We start from the raw sequence: 17,478 nt of genomic DNA, 5'->3' as shown, positions 1-17,478 counted from the left end.
GTCCCGATGTTCGTCTTCGGGTCAGGGAAGTAGCGCAGGGTGGTGCTGAAGGTCCCGAGCGCGAGGGTGATGTTCGTGGCGTTGGATATCACGACGAGCCTGCCGTCCGCGGGGCCCTCCTGATATTCCGGGAGGCTGGGGGCGGAGGCCTCGGCACCCTCCGGGCCATCCGGCGGGGCCGGTTCTCCAGCCTCCTTCCCGACCGGGGCCTGAGCTTGGATGGGCGTGGTGGGAGGGGCGGGGCCCGCCGCGGCCACGCGGGGCTCCACAGGCGAGGGCTCCGGGAGGGGCGGTGCGTCCGTTTCCAAAGGCTCTAGTGGCGGTGCCTGGCCCGCCGGGGCCAGAGGCTCGGAATTCGGTGTGGTCTCCGGGCGTTGAGGATTGGACTGGGGGCCGACGGAGGCTGGGTGGGAGGGCACGGCCGCCCCCAGAAAGGCACCTGTCAGCATTAAAAGCGCAACAAGTCCGATCGCGAATCTCCTCATCATTTCCACCTCATTCCCCGACGAGGGCCGTCCGCCCAGACGCGGCCCGTCCACGCCCTCAATCCCACGGACTGTCTTCTATTTTCCCCTCATGTAATATTGATATATAACAGTTTCCTTTATGTCTGTTTTAATGTGTAAAATCAAATATAAGGTGGAAGGAGAGGTGGGAAGCGATAGGTAGAAATCGAGAGATGCCGCGCGGGGCCGGCGGGGGGTGGGCCGCGCGGGGAGATACCCTGAGGAAACGCGGCATTGGGCCTATCGCTCGAGCGGCTTGCTCAGGTGCCTCCGCGCGCACTTGGGCACCTCGTAGATTCCGGGCCTCAGGCCCCTCGGGATTTCCTCGAAGGACGAACTCTCAGGACCGGCCCGAGAGCCGCACCTCCGGCACCTGAACCCGCCCCCCCTCCCACGGGATTTCATGACGACTCCGCACCTTCCGCACCGTGGCTTCCTGAGCCTGAGGAGCGGCGCGAGGCTTAGAACCCTCAGCTTCTCGAGGTTCAGGGTGAGGGGACGCCCGTGGACACCGCCCGAGGCAACCACCCTATCGCCGGGGACGAGCCGCCTGACCACGTTTCTGAATTCCTTCGTCGGCTCGTAGGCCGCGCAGACCAGCTCGCCGGTCGGGTCCCGGATTGAGAAGAAGACGTGGCCCCCCCTGAGGGTCCTCGGGGCTCTCGAGACCGTGCCCTCGACGACGGGCGAGACGCGGGGTTTGATGTCCGCGATTCTCATCCTCTGGAGGTGGTCGTCTGTGCCCTGATTCGATACGAAAACCAGCATCCTGTCGATTCTCTCCCCCGTGTCGACGGCGAGGGCCGCGGCCTCGAGCTCGACCGGAGAAGTCGCCCTTATCCCAATCAGCACGGGGCAGGGGCTGTGTGGTGCGATTGTGACGTGCCTGTTCCGCCTGTCGACGTTGTTGAAGGTCGTCCTGAAGGCCTCGTCCATCCTCAGAACAGAATCGAAGTCTATCCTCCTCGGCGTCCCCCACCTGCTCCTCTCCCTGTAGGCCAGGAGCTCGTAGGTCCTGCGCCTTCCCCTCCAGGCCGCGGCCGCGCTCGCGCCGACCAGACCCCTCCTCCCGCCGTGCGTCCTCCACATCCACCTCTCGGGAACGCCGGGCGAGAGCGTCTCCTCTACATCCCGCACCCTGACGACCTCCCTGACCGCCCTGAGGTATAGCTCCTCCGGCGGCCTCCGCAGGGCCGCGAACACGGCGGGCCCGGTGCCCCTCTCGCCAATCGCGGAGTTGGCGAGGACGACTCTCTCGGCCCTACTGAGAATTCCCTCCAGCTCGACGCGGATGGGAGAGAATTTTCGGTAGACGAGCACTGGTCTGCCGTCGAGCCAGCCTGCGGGCTCCGGCGCCCCCCTCCCTTTTCCAAGGACGAGCGCGATGGCTCCGTTGCCCCGGGTCTTCCATGGGATGTTCGGGTTCAGCCGGACGAGCCTAGGGTAGCCGATGAGCTCGTACTCCCTGAACTCGCGAATCAGCTCCGTTGCGACGTAGGTGGTGCACAGGCCCCTGGGGCTGTCGGTGTCGTCCACTCCGATGATGAAGACCATTGAGACACCGGTGACCCGGAGATGTCTCTGCGGAGGCGCGATGGGCGGGCCGGGGCGGGAACTAGACCCTAGCGCCGCATCTGTGGCAAGCGACCGCGTTTGGTGGGTTGAGGTACTGGCAGGACGGGCATACCTTCAGCTGGTATCCGGGCTGCGGGGCCTGCGGTTGCTGGGGGACCGGCTGGGGCTGGGGCCACTGCGCGGGTGGCTGGGCGGGGGCGTATCCGGGGGCCGTGGGCGGGGGGGTCTGGGGGGAGTAATAGGCGGGTTGCGGGTACTGGGGCGCGGGCTGAGGAGAGGGCTGCTGGGCGGGCTGCGGCTGCGGGTACTGGGGCGCGGGCTGCGCGGCTGGCTGCTGCGCGGGCTGCGGCTGGGGGAGCGGCATGGGCGCCGGCGGGAGCGTGACCTTCGCCTGAGTCATTATGTTCCGAATCTTCTCGGCCAGACCCGGCGAGGGCCTCATCTGGGCATCAACCTCCTCATCGGCATTGAGCCAGTATGGCGGGTAGCTCTTCTTCGTCGTTCCGAAGAAGCCCGCCTTCTCCTCCGTCTCCACGGTGACCTGAATCGTGTTGGCGCCCGAGGGGGCGGTGCCGGGCGCGGGCGGCTGCGGGCCCATGAACCTAAGCGTGACGCTCGCGCGCTTCACGTCCCCCTTCGAGAGCTTCCTGCCGGCTGGGGGGGCCAGCTGGATGACGTGCTGGCCCGGCTGCTGCTGGTGCGAAGTCACCGTCCACGATATCGAGGACGCGTACCTCTTGAACTCCTCGGCGACGATCGCGTCCTTCCACGGCGGGGGCGGGGCTTGCGGCTGGGGCGGCTGCGGGGCTGGCTGCTGGTACTGCGCTGGGTACTGCTGGCCAAACAGCTGCTGGTACTGCGGACCGCTCAGCTGGCTCTGCGCGCCCTGACCGGGCCTCTTCTCTGGATACATCACCGTTCCCCCCGTGAACCACGCCGGGACGGAGCGATAAATCGGGACCGCAGTATTTATGGGTTTCTATTTTCCCGACGCGGGGCTTTGAGCGGTGGGATTTGGAGAGCGCCTTCCGGTTCTCGGTGAGGCTCGTCCGGCGGGGTGCGCGCGCCGGGAGTTCAGGCGGCGTGGCGCGGATGGCGCGTGCGTTTTCCGCGAGCCCTCTGCAGCGGCTGCCCGGGGCGCGAGGAACCGGGACCCCCACGCTACACCCCGCGCCTCCTCCGGAGGAGCGCGAGGAGCGCCGCAAGCCCGACGACGATGCTCGCCGAGAGCGCGGCGGCGCCGGCTCTGTAGACGATGAACGGGTCCGGCCCGGAATCGGGCGGGCGAGCGGCCCCGAGCGCGGCCCTCATCTCGCTTGTGAGCTCCGCGCCCGAGAATGGCCCCTCGCGCTTCCTGATCGGCTCGCCCGTGCTCCCGTTCAGGAATACGAGCGCCGGGAGGCTCCGGATGCCGTACCTCTCCATCAGCGAGGGCTCCGCCGAAGAGCTTGCCCTGGCGCAAACGAAGCGCGCGCTCAGCGCCAGCGCCCGCGGGTCCCCGAGAGCCTCCTCGAGCTCCGCGAGCGGTCTGAAGGGGTCGTATATCAGGAGAAGCACAGGCCTACCCAGAACCCTCGCGAGCTCCAGCGCCTCCTCGAGGCCGGCGTGCCATTTGATTTCGACGATGTTCTGCGTCCTGAGCCGCGAGAGGTTGCTCGTCACATTGCTCCCGTTCGAGAGGAGCGCCTCGAATCGGTACAAAAGCTCCAGACCGGGCGAGAATGGCCCGAGGCTCACGGCGAACTCCGCGCTCCAGTTGCCAGCCTCCACCTCGCTCATGTTCACTCTCGACTCGCCACTAGGGGAGTCGATTCCGAACACGAGCTGGACTCCGAGCAAACTAGCGCTCCCCGGCCCCCCTCCCGTCCCGCCCGTCGAGTTCCCGGTCTCGTTCGCCGTCCCGTCGGAGGCGTTGCCCTCCGTCGCGTTGAAGAAGGCCAGACGAGCTCGGAAGAGCACGGGCTCCTCGTGGTCCGGTGAGGGGGGCTCGTGCGAGGCCGATACGAATGCCCAGTCGCCCCGCGCGGTTGGCAGGAGGGTAGGGGCGAGGAGCAGCGCGAGCGCCAGCAGCGCTGCAGGAGGGCTCGAGCTCATCAGAACGGGGATTTGTCTCCGTGGTATTTAATCATCTGTTTTATCGTCCGTTCAATCGCCCGCTCCCGGAATTCTCGGGCCCAGAGAGCCCCTCTGCCCCGCGGGGCGCGCCCGGTCGCCCAAGCCCTCCCGAGTCCATTGCAGGTCTCAGCTTTTATATATCCCTGAGAGCATTATCATCAGAAACGCCGGGGTTGGTCGCTTGAGATTTCCAGGCGGGCGTCTTGAGAGGAGCGTGGGGGGCGGCCCTTGGGCGCTCAGGAATGTTCTTGTGGAGCTCGCTGAGAGCCGCTTCACGGGCTTTGTGAGAACGGTCCTGAGCGGCGAGGCCGGGCCGGCCGAGGGCGCGATTCTCCTGAAGAACGGCGAGCTCGTGCTGGCGGCGAGGGAATCCGACCGCGAGACCGTCGGCCTTGAGGCGCTGCGCCTGATTCTCCGGGACTCGCTCGAGACCGCGTGCGGAATCGAGGTCCGGAGCTACTCCCACCGCTCCTCGAGCATCGGCGTGGACCACCTCCTCAGAACCCACTCCCGCGCGAGACTCAGCGCCTCCATCGACCCGAGGGGCCTGATGGAGCTTCTGGCGCCCGAGGGGGCGGGGGTTCCGGCCGCGGCTCCCGCGGCTCAGGCCGCGCCCGAGGCCCCGGCGGAATCGCTGAAGAGGCTCAGGGCCGAGCTCGAGGCCGAGAGGGCCGAGAGGCGCAGGCTCGAGGAGGAGCACCGGAGGGCGCTGGAGGAGCTCGAGGCGATAAGGAGGGGCAGTCTGGCGATGCTCAGGAGCGCCGCGGCCGGCGCGCCGCCCGCGGGCGAGGAGGAGAGGAAGGCGGCGGAGTGGAGGCTCCTGAAGAGGGAGGAGGAGCTCAAGAACGCGGAGGAGAGGCTCGAGGCGCGCGAGGCGGCTTTGAAGCAGGAGAGGTCCGAGCTCAGGAGGCAGGAGGCGGAGCTGGGGCTGGCGAGGGAGGAGCTCGCGAGGGAGAGGGAGGCGTTCCGGAGGGAGAAGCAGGAGCTCGAGGCCTACTGGAGGAAAATGGTCGAGGAGGCGCAGGCGCTGAACCGTGGCCAGTCGGAGCTCGGGGACAGGATGAAGGGAATTCTCGAGCGCGAGAAGGCGCTGGTCGAGAGGGAGGAGGAGCTCAGGGAGCGCGAGAGGAAGCTCTCGCAGGAGCTAGACAGCTACGACGGGGTGAAGAGGGAGCTAGAGGCGAGGGAGGCGCAGCTGAGGGCCCGGGAGGCGGAGCTCGGCGCTAGGGAGGCGGCGCTCGGAAAGAGGGAGGAGGAGCTGAGGTCTCGAGAGGCGAGGCTCGGGGCGGAGGAAGAGAGGCTGGGCAGGCTCGCGAAGGAGCTGGAGGAGCAGGAGGCGGCTCTCGGGGGGATGCAGGAGGCGGTCAAGCGAGGCGGGAGGGAGCTCTCGCAGAGGGAGGCGGCGCTCGCGAGGCGCGAGGAGGAGCTCGCGCGGGCGCGCAGTGAGCTCGATGCGGCGCGGGAGGCATCGGAAAGGCTTTCGGCGGAGCTCGGGGGGAGGGAGCAGGAGCTCAAGAGGCGAGAGGAGGAGCTGGCGGTGAGGGCCGAGGAGCTGGCGGAGCGAGCCCGCAGGCTCGCCGCGAAGGAGGAAGGGGCGGCGAGGGCGCTTGCGGAGGCGAAAAAGCGAGAGGAGGGCGCGGAGGCCGCGCTGAAGGAGGCGGCGAGGCTCTCCGAGGAGTCCCGGGCCGCGTCCGCAGATGCTGAGAAGAAGATGAGGAAAGCGAGGGCCGAGCTCGAGAGGGTATCGAAGCTGGAGGCCTCGCTCGCCGCGCGCGAGCGCGAGGTTGCGAGGAGGGAGAGGGAGCTGAGGGTGGCGGAGGACGCGCTTGAGGAGGAGAGGGCGGAGCTCGCGGAGAGGAGGAGGAAGCTGGAGGAAGCGGAGGAGGCGCTCAATGCGGCGCGCGGGGAGCTCGAGGCGCGCCGGAAGGAGCTCGAGGCCAGAGCCCGCGCGGTCGAGCGTGAGGCGAGGGAGCTGGAGAGCGGGCGCGCGCTCGCGGAGAAGGCGGAGAGGGAGCTGGAGAGGCGGCAGGGGGAGTATGAGAGGGCGGCGAGGGAGCTGGAGCTCGAGAGGGCGAGAATGGCGAAGGAGGCGAGGGCGCTCGAGAGGAGGAGGGCGGAGCTCGAGGGCGTTGAGGCGGAGGCTCGGCGGGGGCTCTCGGCCCTGAAGGCGCAGAGGGCCGAGCTGTCCGCGAGGGAGAGGAAGCTCTCGGAGGAGGAGGAGAGGGTGGGGGCGGAGCGTGCGGCCCTGAAGGCCGAGAGAGCCAAGCTCGCGAGGAGGGCTGAGGCCCTGCTGGCTCGCGAGAGGGAGCTCGCGGCCCGGGAGGCGGAGCTTCAGGCGGGCCTTGCCTCTCTCGTTGAGAAGGAGGAGGCGGTGGCCAGGAAGCTGAAGGAGCTGGAGAGAATCAAGGACGGTCTGGCGGGCCTGTGAGCGCCCGCGAGGCGGGGCCGGTATGGCGGAGCAGAAGAAGGTCAGGAAGGCGAGGAGGCCTGCGACGCCAGCGGAGGCAGTGGCGGGGGAGTCCGGAGGGGCTGGAGCGCAGGCCCCGCGCGCGGGAGCGGAGCCCGCCGGCGCCCCGCCCAGCGTCGACGAGCTCGAGGAGCTCAAGAGGGAGTTCTCGGAGAAGCTTTTCGAGCTCGAGCTCGAGAGGTCCCGGCTCGAGGACATCGGAAAGGAGCTCGCGGAGGGCAGGGAGGAGCTCGAGAGGCAGAGGGCCGAGCTTGAGAGGCAGAGGGGCGAGCTCGAGAGGATGAGGACGGAGCTCTCGGCCGGGCTCGAGGGGCGCGAGAGGGAGCTCGCGGCGAGGGCCGAGGCTCTCGACCAGAGGGAGAGGGAGCTGGAGAAGAAGGCGGGTCTGGTCAGCGCGGGGCAGGAGGCGCTCGCGGCGCTCCAGGAGGAGCTGAAGGAGAAGGAGAGGAAGCTCAAGGAGGCGGAGGAGGAGACCCGCAGGCTCCAGAAGGACGTCGAAGACGCCCGCGCGGACCTGCACAGGCGCGAGGAGGACATCAGGAAGGCGAGGGAGGAGCTCCACAGGGAGCGCGCCGCGGTCGAGCAGGCGCGGGCGGAGCTCTCGAGGCTCACAGAGGAGCTGAAGAAGAGGGAGGAGGAGCTCAGGGAGGACGAGGCGGAGGTGGGGAAGAGGAGGGAGGAGCTCGCTCAGGCGAGAAAGGACGCGGAGGAGGCGGGCGCGAGGCTCAGGGGCTGGGAGGAGAGGCTGAGGAGGAAGGAGGAGGAGCTGAGGGCGCTCGAGGCGCACCTGCTCTCGATTGAGGAGGACCTGAGGCTCTGCCCCTACTGCGGCTCCGTGGACGAATTCGAGCACCTGACGAGCCGCGCCGAGGAGCTCAGGAAGAGGGGGGAGGACGTCGATGAGGTCACCGCGGCCCTACGCGCGGCCCGCCGGGCCCTGCGCTCCGGGGACTACGCCGCCTCCGAGGAGGCGGCCCGGAGGGCCGGGGAGCTCCTGAGAGCCAAGGAGGAGGAGAGGCGGAGGAGGGATGCGATGGCGAAGATCGTCGCGGCGGAGAGCCTCGTCAAGATGCTCAGGGAGGCGCGGGCGGACGTCTCCGCGGCCGAGGGCCTCCTCTCGCGGGCCCGCCAGGAATATGAGAGGAATCAGCTCGAGCAGGCCTCAGAGCTCGCGGAGAGGGCGCGGCTCTCAGCGCAGGAGCTCGAGCGCGAGCGCTTCCAAGCGCTGGACGAGCTCGCGGCCGCGAACTCGGTCATCACGGCGCTGAAGAAGACGGGGGCGAACGTGCTCGCGGCCGAGCAGAAGCGCGCCGAGGCCGAGAGCGCCATGTCCTCGGGAGACTTCAAGAGGGCCCGGCTGCTGGCCTCGGAGACGATGGTGATGGTGAGCGAGGCGGTCCAGTCGCAGGACTCGTCGAGCGCGATGACCCAGATCAAGCTCGCCGAGGAGACCGTGGAGGAGCTCAGGGGGCTCGGGCTGGACGTCGCGGAGTGGGAGAGGACCCTGAACCGGAGCCGGGACTTCCTCAGGAAGCTGGACTTCAAGAGCGCGGAGGAGACCGCGCGCTGGGCCCGCTCGAAGGCTCGCGAGAGCCTGAGAGCGTACAAGCAGGCCGTGTCGGCGCTCGACCACTGCACCTCTGTCCTCTCGACCTACGCGGACGCGGGAATTCTGCTGAAGCGCGCCGATGAAATCGCGCAGGAGGCCCGCTCGAGGCTCAAGCTCGGCGACGCCGAGGCCGCGCTCAACCTCTCGCGCAAGGCCGAGAGGATGGCCCGTGAGATCGCGGAGAGGCACAGGGGCGCCGTCCTCGCGATAAAGAAGGCGGCCCAGATGATAGGCGCGGAGAGGAGGAAGGGCCGGGACGTCTCGAGGGCCGAGAAGCTCCACGACCTCGCGCTGCACCAGATGGAGCTCGGGGAGTACGCCAATGCAATGAAGCTCGCGGGCCGGGCGGTCGAGAGCCTGACCAAGGGCGGCGCGGGAGTGATGGAGCTCTGCCCGACCTGCGGCGAGGCGATTCCGGAGGGGATAAAGCAGTGCCCCTCGTGCGCCGGGAGGAGCGCGGAGAGGGCCACCGTGCAGAAGGGCGCGGGGAGGACGGGGCTAGCGACCAAGGCCCAGCCCGGAAAGGGCGGGAGGAAGTACGCCTGCCCCTACTGCGGAGAGCTCTTCGAGATATCCTCGCCCGCGAGACCGATAACGATCGTGTGCCCGTGGTGCGGGTATGACGTGAGCGTGGTGGAATAGGCGGCGGATGGGTTGCAGATGGGAGCGCGGGTGGTGGGTCACGGGAGGCCCGGGAGCTTGCCCGCACTCACCTCCACCGCCGTCGCGGCCCTGCTGACTCTCATCCCCCCGGTCGCGGCATCGGACTCCGGAGTATGTGGATGGTGTGAATTCAGTTGCCCGGTCCCCCGACGGCGGGCGAATCGCCACCGCGCTCGGGACGGGCCTGATTGTCTGGAACTCCAGCACGGGCGCGGCGCGCCGGCTGGCGGGCCCCCACCCGGACGCGGGAGGCAAACTTTTACAAGACACATACGGCGACGCGGACTGATCGCCGGATGGGAGCGTGCTCGCCGCGGCGAACGACACCGGGGTCGGGCTCTGGCGCGCACCCGAGCTCGTGAAGCACTCGAGTGCCCACGCTCTCGAACAGAGGTTTGTAGAGTGGACCCCGGACGGCTCGCATATAATCACCGGCTCCGGGAGCTCGACCCTGACCCTCTGGAGCCCCGGGCCCCTGAGGGAAATAGAGAGCATAAAGGCCGGCAACGGAACCCTGATGGCCCTCTCGCTCCCCTCCCGGGGGACGCTCGGCCTCGCGCTCCTGAGCGGCGGTCGAATTCTTATTTTCAATCAGACCGACCTCGGGCCCGTCTCCAGCATCGAGCCCGCTGATGCTCCGTCGGTCGCCGCATTCGCGCCCGACGCCTCGTTTATAATGGCGTGAGGGGAGGGCGGCGAGCTTTTGCTCCTCACGGTCCCGGAGGGCGCGGAGGCCGGCCGGTGGCGATTCCACGGGGCAAGGGTGACCGCGCTTGATGTCTCAAAGGCCTCACGGCTCGCGGCCGCGGGCTACTCGGACGGAACGCTGGTCGTGTTCGATTACGAGACCGGAGCCGCGCGCTTCACCGTCCCGGCCGACAGGTACGGCGTCACCACGCTCGCATTCTCGCCGGATGGGAGGCGCCCGGCCTCCGCCGGTCGCGAGGACCTAGTCCGCGTCTGGGACTCGGAGACCGGACGGCCGCTGCTGGCGATGCCCGACAGGAGCTATCCGCCCTCTCGCGCTCTGCTCTTTCTCGCCCCCGGGGCCGTGGCGCTCGCCATCTCCGCGGCTGGAGGGCTCAGAAGGCGCAGGGAGCTCGCCCCCCGGAGGGGGGGAGAGGTATACAGGCAGAAGAGGCTGGAGGCGCACCAGCTGGCGGCCCTGCTCATCCTTCTGCTCGGCTTTTCTGCGCTTGTTATGGACGTCACCGTGTATGGGGAGCTGCCGGAGGAGGAGCTACTTCGACTTCTCCGAGATAGAATCGATCGGGCCGAGATATATCTACAACCCGAATAATAAAGCCGTGAGCGAAATCGGCGTGAGCGTGAGGATAAGGGACGGGAGGAGACACAAAATAGAGATGAGAACCTCCGCCGACCCCCGCGCGCCCAGGTGGAGCCTCTGGAGGATTCTGGAGGGGGCCGCGGGGAGCTCCTGAGCCCGAATTCACTCATCCGAGCCACCCGTATCGCCCGGGGAGCTCCCGGAGCTGGAGAGGAGGGCCTCCAGGCATGTGGGCCTATATCAGGCTGCAGGAATCGCGCCCCTGATATTACTGCCAGTAGTCACCTTCCTCGTATCAATAATCTGGCCGAAGCTCGACGGAGAGCTCTGTCTGGCAGTGCTCTTCATGGGAGGCATCGGCGGAATAATTATGGTTGCGGTGGTGTTTGCGGGCGCAGGAATTGGGCCGGTTCTGCTGAGCACTTTCGCCGTTAAAGATATTTACATAGCGAGGGGCACGCTCATGAAGCTCGCGGGGATGGGCCGGGTTGCTCCAATGGCCCTCCCGGACGCAAAGCCGGGCCGCGGCGACAGCGGGCCATCGATTGACGACTTCAGGCGCTTCACGGCGGCCGAGTGGGAGAGGTTCGGGAGGGAGGTCAACGGACCCGGCTGGCTCCTCCGTGGACTGGTATTTTCCTGCATTCTCGTGATGGGCTCGATTCTGTTGCTGGTCGTGAGTGAGGGGCTTCTTGACTTCTGGATTCTGATTCTCCAGAGCCTCGTGTTGGCATCGGTGCTGGCACTTCTCGCGAGCTTCACGATGCGGATTAAGAAGGGGGAGGCGATGCGCCAGAGGTTGAGGGAGCTCGTCAGGCACGAGCTCAGGACCGGCGAGAGAATTCTGCCCGCGGGGTTCGAGATTCGGAACTCCGCATTCATGAGCCCGTTCATAATCCGCGAGAGGCCGGAGCTCGGGCCCGGAGAGCTCGAGGAGCTCTCGAGGTTCGCCGTGGAGCTCTCGGACGCGAGAATCGCGGGAATAATGGTGCTGTTGGTTGGCTCCATCGTCGGGACGGCTGTCCTCGCGGCCGCGCGGGACCTGCGGGGTCCACTGTTCCTGCTCGCGCTCATGCTCGGATTGGTTCTGCTTCTGGGCTTTCTCGTCTGGTCCTTCAGGCGCTCGGCCGCGGCTCAGCGCTTCGAGGCGCTCAGGGAGTACGAGGAGCTGACGGGGGAGAGAGCTCTTCCTCCGGAGCTCGGGGAGATTCCAATCAGGAAAGAGGAGAAGTGGTGAGGGGTGTGGCGCGTTGCGCGGGCGGGGGCCGATCCGATGGCGCCGGCGACAATTTTAGAATTCCGCGGGGCGATTAAGGGGCCGTGGGCCGCAGACGCGTGGTGCGGGAGTCCGCCCCTCTCGAGGAACCCATCGTCATAGTTGCCTCGTTTTTCTTCACTTCGATTCTCTTTATTTTCGCGCCCAAGGTGGACCTTCCGTGCAGGGTCAGGGCCCTCGTCGCCATGCTCGTTTCAGGGTTCATGCCGATAGCGCTGGTCAGCCACCAGTGGCCCCACCGGCGGCGGAGGGCGGCAGAGTCGTGCATCGATTGCAAAGACGACAGACACGTGGACATGAGCAACAGGGTCTGCGTCCAGCGCATTGTGGAAAGGAAATGCAAGTGGAGGGAGAGGTGAGGGGCGGGGGAGGGGGCCCGGGAGGAGGGGGAAGGGGGCCCCGGGGCGGTGAAATGTGGTGGGGGAGTCGGGGGCGGTGCCGTGGTTGCACTCTCCATCCCGGTCGCCAACTCTCCGATAGCCAGAATTATTTCTCCAGTCCCGAACTCATTCACTCCCGAACCCATTTGACGGCCGTGCGATTGCGAGCGTGGCTCGTCTCCGGGTCGACCGGGCACGGATATCGCCCCTTGCCTTTCTTCACAGGCCCGGTCCGGTGGATAACCAGCGAAAATCGTGAGAGCGGAGTCTTGCTGCCGGAGAACAGGACACCCCGCTCCGAACTCAATATCTCCCCTTCCGGGTCCGCAGGATGTGCCTCAGCTCCTTTGCGTCCTGGAGGTCCACGGGGCGGCCGGACTGCTCTTTTAAGTGAATCAGGTCGATGAGGGAGGGAACGGATATCTTGACCCCCTCATACTCGACCTCAACCCTGTACTTCCAGAGAAAATCAAAAGTGTCTAGGGGGACAATCATTATGTCGATAGAGTCCTTGTTTCTGAATCTGGTGCACTCGCGCTCAAGAATCATTTTTGGGGTGAGCTTTCTAGTGTCCGCAATCCTCCTGCCGGTCTCTGGGTCGACCGCGCTGGAGTATCCCGTCTCTACAAGCATCTCGATGAGCCGCTCAATGTCCGCAGGAGAGGGCGCCAGGGCTATGTCGATGTCGAAAGTGGCTCGCCCGACGCCGTAGACCACGGCCGCGAAGCCACCGACGACCACGTGCCTGATGCCCTCGCTCCTGAGGACCTTCAGGAGCCTCAGCGGACGCTCCTCCTTCCTTTCCGCTTTCTCCATTCCTCGAGCCCCCTCCCCCGGATGTTCCAGTACATGAAGAGCCTCCTCAGGTTCTCCGGGTCCGCCAGCCTGCGGCTAAGCCTCTGCATCTCCTTCCTGTTCATCGGGGCCCCACGCGCACCAACGCGTTGCATCGCTCCGGGGGCGTAAATAGGTTGCGGGGGCTGAAATCAGGTCGGGCCGTGGAGGGGGGGTCCGGCCCGCTCGCGGCGAATCATGATTTCGCCCGTGTCCTTGTGTAGTCCTGAATTAAGTTCCTCTCGTTGATTTGAGTTCATGTCCCGGACCCCCTCTCTACCGTGAATCCCTCTTCCAATAGATAGGCAGGGGCATATCTGGCAACCATCTTGATGTTCTCCCTGATGAGCCATCTGAGCTTTCTCCTGGTGAGCTTCCGCATGTATTGATATGGTGTTAGGGCTCTTATATTCGCCGAGAGGAAGTTATTTCGGGATTCGACGCGGGATATGAGGCATCTTCTAATGGACATCTGGGACAGCCACTGCCATCTTTTGGCTCACTGGGACGGAGATACGGGAAAATTAAAAAAAGTAAATGGAATAATAAAAAACTTCATAAGGGAAATACAAAGCCCCGATTCCCAAAATACTGTGTAATAAGACTCTCCTTAACTCTATTTCTAGGCCCAAGCGGTTCTCTCCGACGTCCTGCTGGCGCGCGCCGACGTCCTGCCGGCCCCCATCACCTCTGACGGAAAAAACACGTCCGGCGCACTCCGACGTCCTGCAGGCGCGCGGCAAGGTCCGGCCGCGGGCTTTTACAGACCGCAGCCATGCTGTGCGTATCCCGGACTCGCCGGGTTCTCCTCACGCCCGCCCCCACGCGGGCCCCTGACCCGCCTCCCCTCACCGCCAGAGCTTGATGAGAGAGTACCTGACCCGCAGCGAGTCGAGAATCGCGATGAGTCTCCGGGCCTTTTCAGGCGAGAGGAGGAGGGCCCCGGGCGCGATGTACTCCTGCCGGTTCCCGCGGTCGACCGATATCCCTTTTTTCGACTCGAAGATGAAGCGCCTAATGCGCTGCCTGCCCGCGCCCCCGAGCCCCTTGAGAGAGTAGGACACGAGTGCCACGGGCTGTGCGGTGGCGGGGCCCCGGAGCGCCGTCTCCGGCCTGCAGAACAGGACCGCCCCGTCGCGCACGGCCTCCCATAGAAAATGCGGGTCCTCCTTTCCAGAATAGACCATCAGCGAGAAGCTCAGTCTCAGGTTGTGCTTTTTCTCGATTCCCCTCAGCACACGCGTCAGCGCCCTCTCCAGCTCTCCGCCCACGCCCCTCCGCGCCGGCACGGCGAGGAGATCAATATCGCTCTTGGGCGAGGCCTCCCCCCTGACGACCGAACCGTATATGATGAGCGAGCCCAACGCCTCGATGCCGGAGGCTTTTTCTCGTAGCTCGACGAGCGCCCCCGGCGGGACAAAACGGGTATCGAGCAGTGGAATTCCGAGGACCTCGCTCAGGCGCGCGAGCTTCCAGCTCCCGTCCATTCCTTGATCACCTCGAGAAGCTCCAGAGCCCTTGAGATCCGTCCGCCGTCCTAGGCGCCGCCATAAACCGTGGCGATCCGGATCTTCTCCAGAACGTCGAACGCATCCAGAGCCCTCTCCTCGCTCATCTCCCGTAGGAAGCGCTTCTGGGCGGCGTGAGAATCGATATCCTTTCCATACTTCCGGTTGATGCCGTAGGCGATGTAGTGGACCGATGCGTCGTAAACACCCTCGATTACCGAGGGTGCGTTGCGGTCCGACCTCCACAAGCGCGCCCGCTCCTCGAAAGCCCGCGCCTTGTCCAGATGCCCCTCCGCTCTTATGCCACTTCGTGTAGCTATATCTACATGAATTTTTTATATTTTATATATGAAATGTATATTCAGATACGATTGGACTTCGTATCCATCATAGCGGACCCGTGCTTACGTGGAAGAACCCGCGCCGGCGAGGGCTGAGCCCCGGCCTTCCTCACCCGGGCCCCGCCGACCTCCCCCTCGCCTCCGGCGTCGGCGATAGCTCCCTGAGCTTCTTCGAGCCCCGGCCGTATTTCGCCTCCCAGCGCCTCTTTATCGCGGTCGCCCTCTTCTCCAGCTCCCTCAGGCCCCTCCTCACCGCGCTCGTCGTCGCCTTTAGCTCGGCCTTCAGGCTCTCCTGCTTCCGGTTCAGCTCCTCGAAGGCCGCGACGTCCCTCTCGAATTCGTTCAGCACCGTGCGCAGCTCCGGGAAGTCCGCGATGTTGCTCCGGGTCGCGGCGATGTAGTGCCTCCACCTCGCTATCGACTGAAGCGTGCCCTTGCTCTTCGCAGGCATAAAGCCACCGATTCGAAATCGGCCTGTGGTTATTTAAGGGTTGGGCGGGGGAGGCGGCCGGCTCTCCAAGCCCGCGCGCCCCAAGCGCCGGATCGCGAGGAGAGCCGCGGGCAGCGCCACCGCCAGCGCGAGCAGGGCCGCGCAGAGGGCGCCGGGGAAGCCCGATACTGTCGTCACGGGCGGCCGCGGGCCTAGCAGCCGTACCTCGACCGTCTCCTCCGGGGACCAGCCGATTCCGTCGCCCGCGCGCGCCGAGATTCTGTGCGGGCCCGGGACGGTGCCAGAGGCGTTCCAGAAGAATCTCCACTCGCAGGAGGGTGCGCCGGCCGATGGCTGGAGGCTCGCCGGGACCCATGGTCCGTTGTCGACCTTGACCTCGACCGAGAGGACCGCGACATCGTCCCGGGCCCAGCCCGCGATATCGACTGGGCCGCTGACGGCGGCGCCCTGCGCGGGCCTGAGAATTCCCACGAGGGGCCGCGAGGCGTCCAGACCGCGCGGCCAGCCGGGCTCGCGCGGGAACTCCCATACCGCCAGCCCCCACCGCCAGTACGGCGGCTCCTCGGTGCACATCAGGAGCAGGGCCTCCATCCTGGAGTCGCCGTCGAGCTCCTCCACCGCCAGTATCTCGATGCCGCCCTCGATGACTCCGGAGCTCCACAGCTCCCTCCAGTCGCCGTCGTAGACGCTGACGTTCGAGCGGCTCTGGCTCACGATCGCGCCGTCGACGATTTTGGTCCCCCATGTCTCGCCGACGAAAATGAGTTCCCTCTCCGGTCCGCCGCTCAGGTCTTCAGCCCGGAGACCGCCATACAAAAGATGGCCGTCGTATGCCGGGCTGGTCCAGCTCAGCTCGAAGCTCCTTGTGTCGAACACGTACGCCCTCTTCCCCGGCCCGCCCGCGCCGTCGGCCTCGACCACTAGCTCCCTCCTCGAGTCGCCCACGAGGTCCATCGCTCTTGCATGGACGGCGCCAGGGTAGAGCCCGCTCCGCCAGAGCTCGTGAAAATCCGCGGTCGAGTAGAGGAGGACCGAGCCGTTGCTGTCCCTCCTGGCCTCCTTCTCCCAGTCCTCGAGAATCAGGACAGGCGCCTCGCCCTCATCGAGACGCGCCGTGTAGGGGATGTGACCGAAGACGCCGACCTCCGGCGATGTCCATAGAACTTCGAACGTTCTCCCGTCGAGGACCTGAAGCTTCCGAAGCGGGAAGCCCCCCTCGCCGGCCGTGGTGTTCAGAAAAAGGAGCTCGGCATCGCCGTCGCAGTCTAAGTCCTCCGCGAGGAACTCGCTGAGGCCCGCCCCTCCGGGGACTGGGCCCGCGGACCAAAGGAGCTCCCGGGCGCTCAGGTCAAGGACCCAGAATGTCAGCTCCCCCTCTCCGGAGCCACTGCCGCCTCTCATGCTGACGACGAGCTCCATGCCGCCGTCGCCGTTAACGTCACCGATAGAAGCGTCCACGCAGGCGCCGGCCAGCGTTCGATTCCACTCGACATCGCCCGTGGCCGCTGATAAGAGAAGGAGGCCGAAATCGGTCCCTCCGGCGTCCCAGAGAATCAGGAGCTCCGCGTCTCCATCGCCGTCGAGGTCTCCGGCGGCCCCGTGAGGCAGTGCGTACCGGAGCCCCCCGCCCCCCTCGAGCCTCCAGAGGGCCTCTCTCGAGCGGCCGTCCCAGAGCTGGAGCCCCGCGACGCCGTACCCCTCCAAAGGGTCTCTCTCCAGAGCGAGAAGAATCTCGAGCGCGGGGTCGCCGTCGAGCTCGAGGCACCAAAGGCGGGCCGCCGTCGCGCCCTGAAGAGACACGGGCGAGCTCTCCCACTCGATTTCGTGGTCCGGGCCGCCGTACGCGCGCACCAGCGCCTCGGCGCCGCCGGGCGAGTCGAAGACGCGGAGGAAGACCAGCTCGGATCCTCCGTCGGCGTCGATGTCCGCGACGTCGAGCTCTTTTGCGTCCGCGTCGGGGAACCTCCAGAGCTCCGAGAAGCCGCTCCCGGAGAAAATCGTGCAGTTGAGGCCGGCCCCGAGCCTCTCCTCGACCACTATCTCGACCCGGCCGCTCCCCGCGGCCTCGCGGATGAGCGGCTGGAACTCCCCGCTCCCGTTCAGGCTGAGCACCTCGTTGTAAGAGGGCGTGTCCAGGACCCTCAGGAACCCGCGGCCGAAGCATAGAATCTCGGGGAGGCCGTCGGCGTCGGTGTCGTTGAGGAGCACGTTGGGCCTCCCGGGTAGGAGGAAGCTCCGCTCGAGCGAGGGCGCGGGCTGGCCGGCCGGCACCGCCATAATCACCGGGGGCGCCAGTGTGAAGAGGAGAAACATCGCGAGCAGAACCGCCCTGCCATTCATACCATCATGAAAACTGACCCCAGCCCTGATATATCTTTCGAGAGCCTCGCGGCAAAGAAGGAAGCCGCCGCGCCCTTCCACTCCACCCGTCTTCGGGGACCTGAGCCGAATCGCCCCCGGCCCCT

At 66.5% G+C, this 17,478-nt stretch carries 19 protein-coding genes; 8 read left to right on the top strand and 11 right to left on the bottom strand.

Going from position 1 to position 17,478, the window contains the following annotated elements:
* From QW379_09060 to QW379_09045, 4 genes are all read right to left on the bottom strand, one after another.
* A partial coding sequence (locus QW379_09060) for a hypothetical protein (protein ID MEM2870545.1) occupies positions 1–488 on the bottom strand: 488 nt, incomplete at its 3' end.
* 258 nt (positions 489–746) lie between these two features.
* Positions 747–2,060 (bottom strand): tRNA(Ile)(2)-agmatinylcytidine synthase, encoded by a 1,314-nt coding sequence (locus QW379_09055; GenBank protein ID MEM2870544.1) that lies wholly within the window; start codon positions 2,058–2,060, stop codon positions 747–749.
* Between the two features lie 61 nt (positions 2,061–2,121).
* The gene (locus tag QW379_09050; protein MEM2870543.1) at positions 2,122–2,994 is read right to left on the bottom strand and encodes a zinc ribbon domain-containing protein; all 873 of its coding nucleotides are present in this window, start codon (positions 2,992–2,994) and stop codon (positions 2,122–2,124) included.
* Positions 2,995–3,242: 248 nt separating this feature from the next.
* On the bottom strand, positions 3,243–4,175 hold the full coding sequence (locus tag QW379_09045) for a hypothetical protein (protein ID MEM2870542.1): 933 nt from the start codon (positions 4,173–4,175) through the stop codon (positions 3,243–3,245).
* Positions 4,176–4,377: 202 nt separating this feature from the next.
* Here QW379_09045 and QW379_09040 point away from each other — a divergent pair, with 202 nt between their 5' ends.
* The 8 genes from QW379_09040 (at position 4,378) to QW379_09005 (ending at position 11,858) form a co-directional block, all read left to right on the top strand.
* Positions 4,378–6,624 (top strand): hypothetical protein, encoded by a 2,247-nt coding sequence (locus QW379_09040; GenBank protein ID MEM2870541.1) that lies wholly within the window; start codon positions 4,378–4,380, stop codon positions 6,622–6,624.
* Positions 6,625–6,646: 22 nt separating this feature from the next.
* Positions 6,647–8,914, top strand: coding sequence for a hypothetical protein (locus tag QW379_09035; protein ID MEM2870540.1), 2,268 nt, complete (start codon positions 6,647–6,649; stop codon positions 8,912–8,914).
* A 145-nt stretch (positions 8,915–9,059) separates the two neighbouring features.
* The gene (locus QW379_09030) at positions 9,060–9,224 is read left to right on the top strand and encodes a hypothetical protein (GenBank protein ID MEM2870539.1); all 165 of its coding nucleotides are present in this window, start codon (positions 9,060–9,062) and stop codon (positions 9,222–9,224) included.
* Positions 9,225–9,239: 15 nt separating this feature from the next.
* Positions 9,240–9,620 carry a hypothetical protein gene (locus QW379_09025; protein ID MEM2870538.1) on the top strand — a complete coding sequence of 127 codons (381 nt, stop codon included), beginning with the start codon at positions 9,240–9,242 and terminating at the stop codon, positions 9,618–9,620.
* A gap of 18 nt (positions 9,621–9,638) precedes the next feature.
* The gene (locus QW379_09020) at positions 9,639–10,235 is read left to right on the top strand and encodes a hypothetical protein (protein MEM2870537.1); all 597 of its coding nucleotides are present in this window, start codon (positions 9,639–9,641) and stop codon (positions 10,233–10,235) included.
* A gap of 7 nt (positions 10,236–10,242) precedes the next feature.
* The gene (locus QW379_09015) at positions 10,243–10,377 is read left to right on the top strand and encodes a hypothetical protein (protein MEM2870536.1); all 135 of its coding nucleotides are present in this window, start codon (positions 10,243–10,245) and stop codon (positions 10,375–10,377) included.
* A 75-nt stretch (positions 10,378–10,452) separates the two neighbouring features.
* The gene (locus QW379_09010) at positions 10,453–11,460 is read left to right on the top strand and encodes a hypothetical protein (GenBank protein ID MEM2870535.1); all 1,008 of its coding nucleotides are present in this window, start codon (positions 10,453–10,455) and stop codon (positions 11,458–11,460) included.
* Positions 11,461–11,543: 83 nt separating this feature from the next.
* A complete protein-coding gene (locus QW379_09005; protein MEM2870534.1) occupies positions 11,544–11,858 on the top strand; it encodes a hypothetical protein in 315 nt (104 codons plus the stop codon).
* A gap of 324 nt (positions 11,859–12,182) precedes the next feature.
* Here QW379_09005 and QW379_09000 read toward each other — a convergent pair whose 3' ends face one another.
* From QW379_09000 to QW379_08970, 7 genes are all read right to left on the bottom strand, one after another.
* A complete protein-coding gene (locus tag QW379_09000) occupies positions 12,183–12,695 on the bottom strand; it encodes a DUF6036 family nucleotidyltransferase (GenBank protein ID MEM2870533.1) in 513 nt (170 codons plus the stop codon).
* A complete protein-coding gene (locus QW379_08995; protein ID MEM2870532.1) occupies positions 12,659–12,829 on the bottom strand; it encodes a hypothetical protein in 171 nt (56 codons plus the stop codon). The genes QW379_09000 and QW379_08995 overlap by 37 nt, the downstream gene beginning before the upstream one ends.
* A 140-nt stretch (positions 12,830–12,969) precedes the next feature.
* Positions 12,970–13,095: a hypothetical protein gene (locus QW379_08990; protein MEM2870531.1), complete on the bottom strand. Its 126-nt coding sequence runs from the start codon at positions 13,093–13,095 to the stop codon at positions 12,970–12,972.
* 466 nt (positions 13,096–13,561) lie between these two features.
* Positions 13,562–14,200 (bottom strand): nucleotidyltransferase domain-containing protein, encoded by a 639-nt coding sequence (locus QW379_08985; GenBank protein ID MEM2870530.1) that lies wholly within the window; start codon positions 14,198–14,200, stop codon positions 13,562–13,564.
* A 50-nt stretch (positions 14,201–14,250) separates the two neighbouring features.
* Positions 14,251–14,469 (bottom strand): hypothetical protein, encoded by a 219-nt coding sequence (locus QW379_08980; GenBank protein ID MEM2870529.1) that lies wholly within the window; start codon positions 14,467–14,469, stop codon positions 14,251–14,253.
* 202 nt (positions 14,470–14,671) lie between these two features.
* Positions 14,672–15,013 carry a hypothetical protein gene (locus QW379_08975; GenBank protein ID MEM2870528.1) on the bottom strand — a complete coding sequence of 114 codons (342 nt, stop codon included), beginning with the start codon at positions 15,011–15,013 and terminating at the stop codon, positions 14,672–14,674.
* A gap of 33 nt (positions 15,014–15,046) precedes the next feature.
* On the bottom strand, positions 15,047–17,353 hold the full coding sequence (locus QW379_08970; protein ID MEM2870527.1) for an Ig-like domain-containing protein: 2,307 nt from the start codon (positions 17,351–17,353) through the stop codon (positions 15,047–15,049).
* Positions 17,354–17,478 lie beyond the last annotated feature (125 nt).

This window comes from Thermoplasmata archaeon, assembly GCA_038851035.1.
Lineage (GTDB): Archaea > Thermoplasmatota > DTKX01 > VGTL01 > VGTL01 > JAWCLH01.
This window is presented reverse-complemented; position numbering and strand designations above follow the sequence as displayed.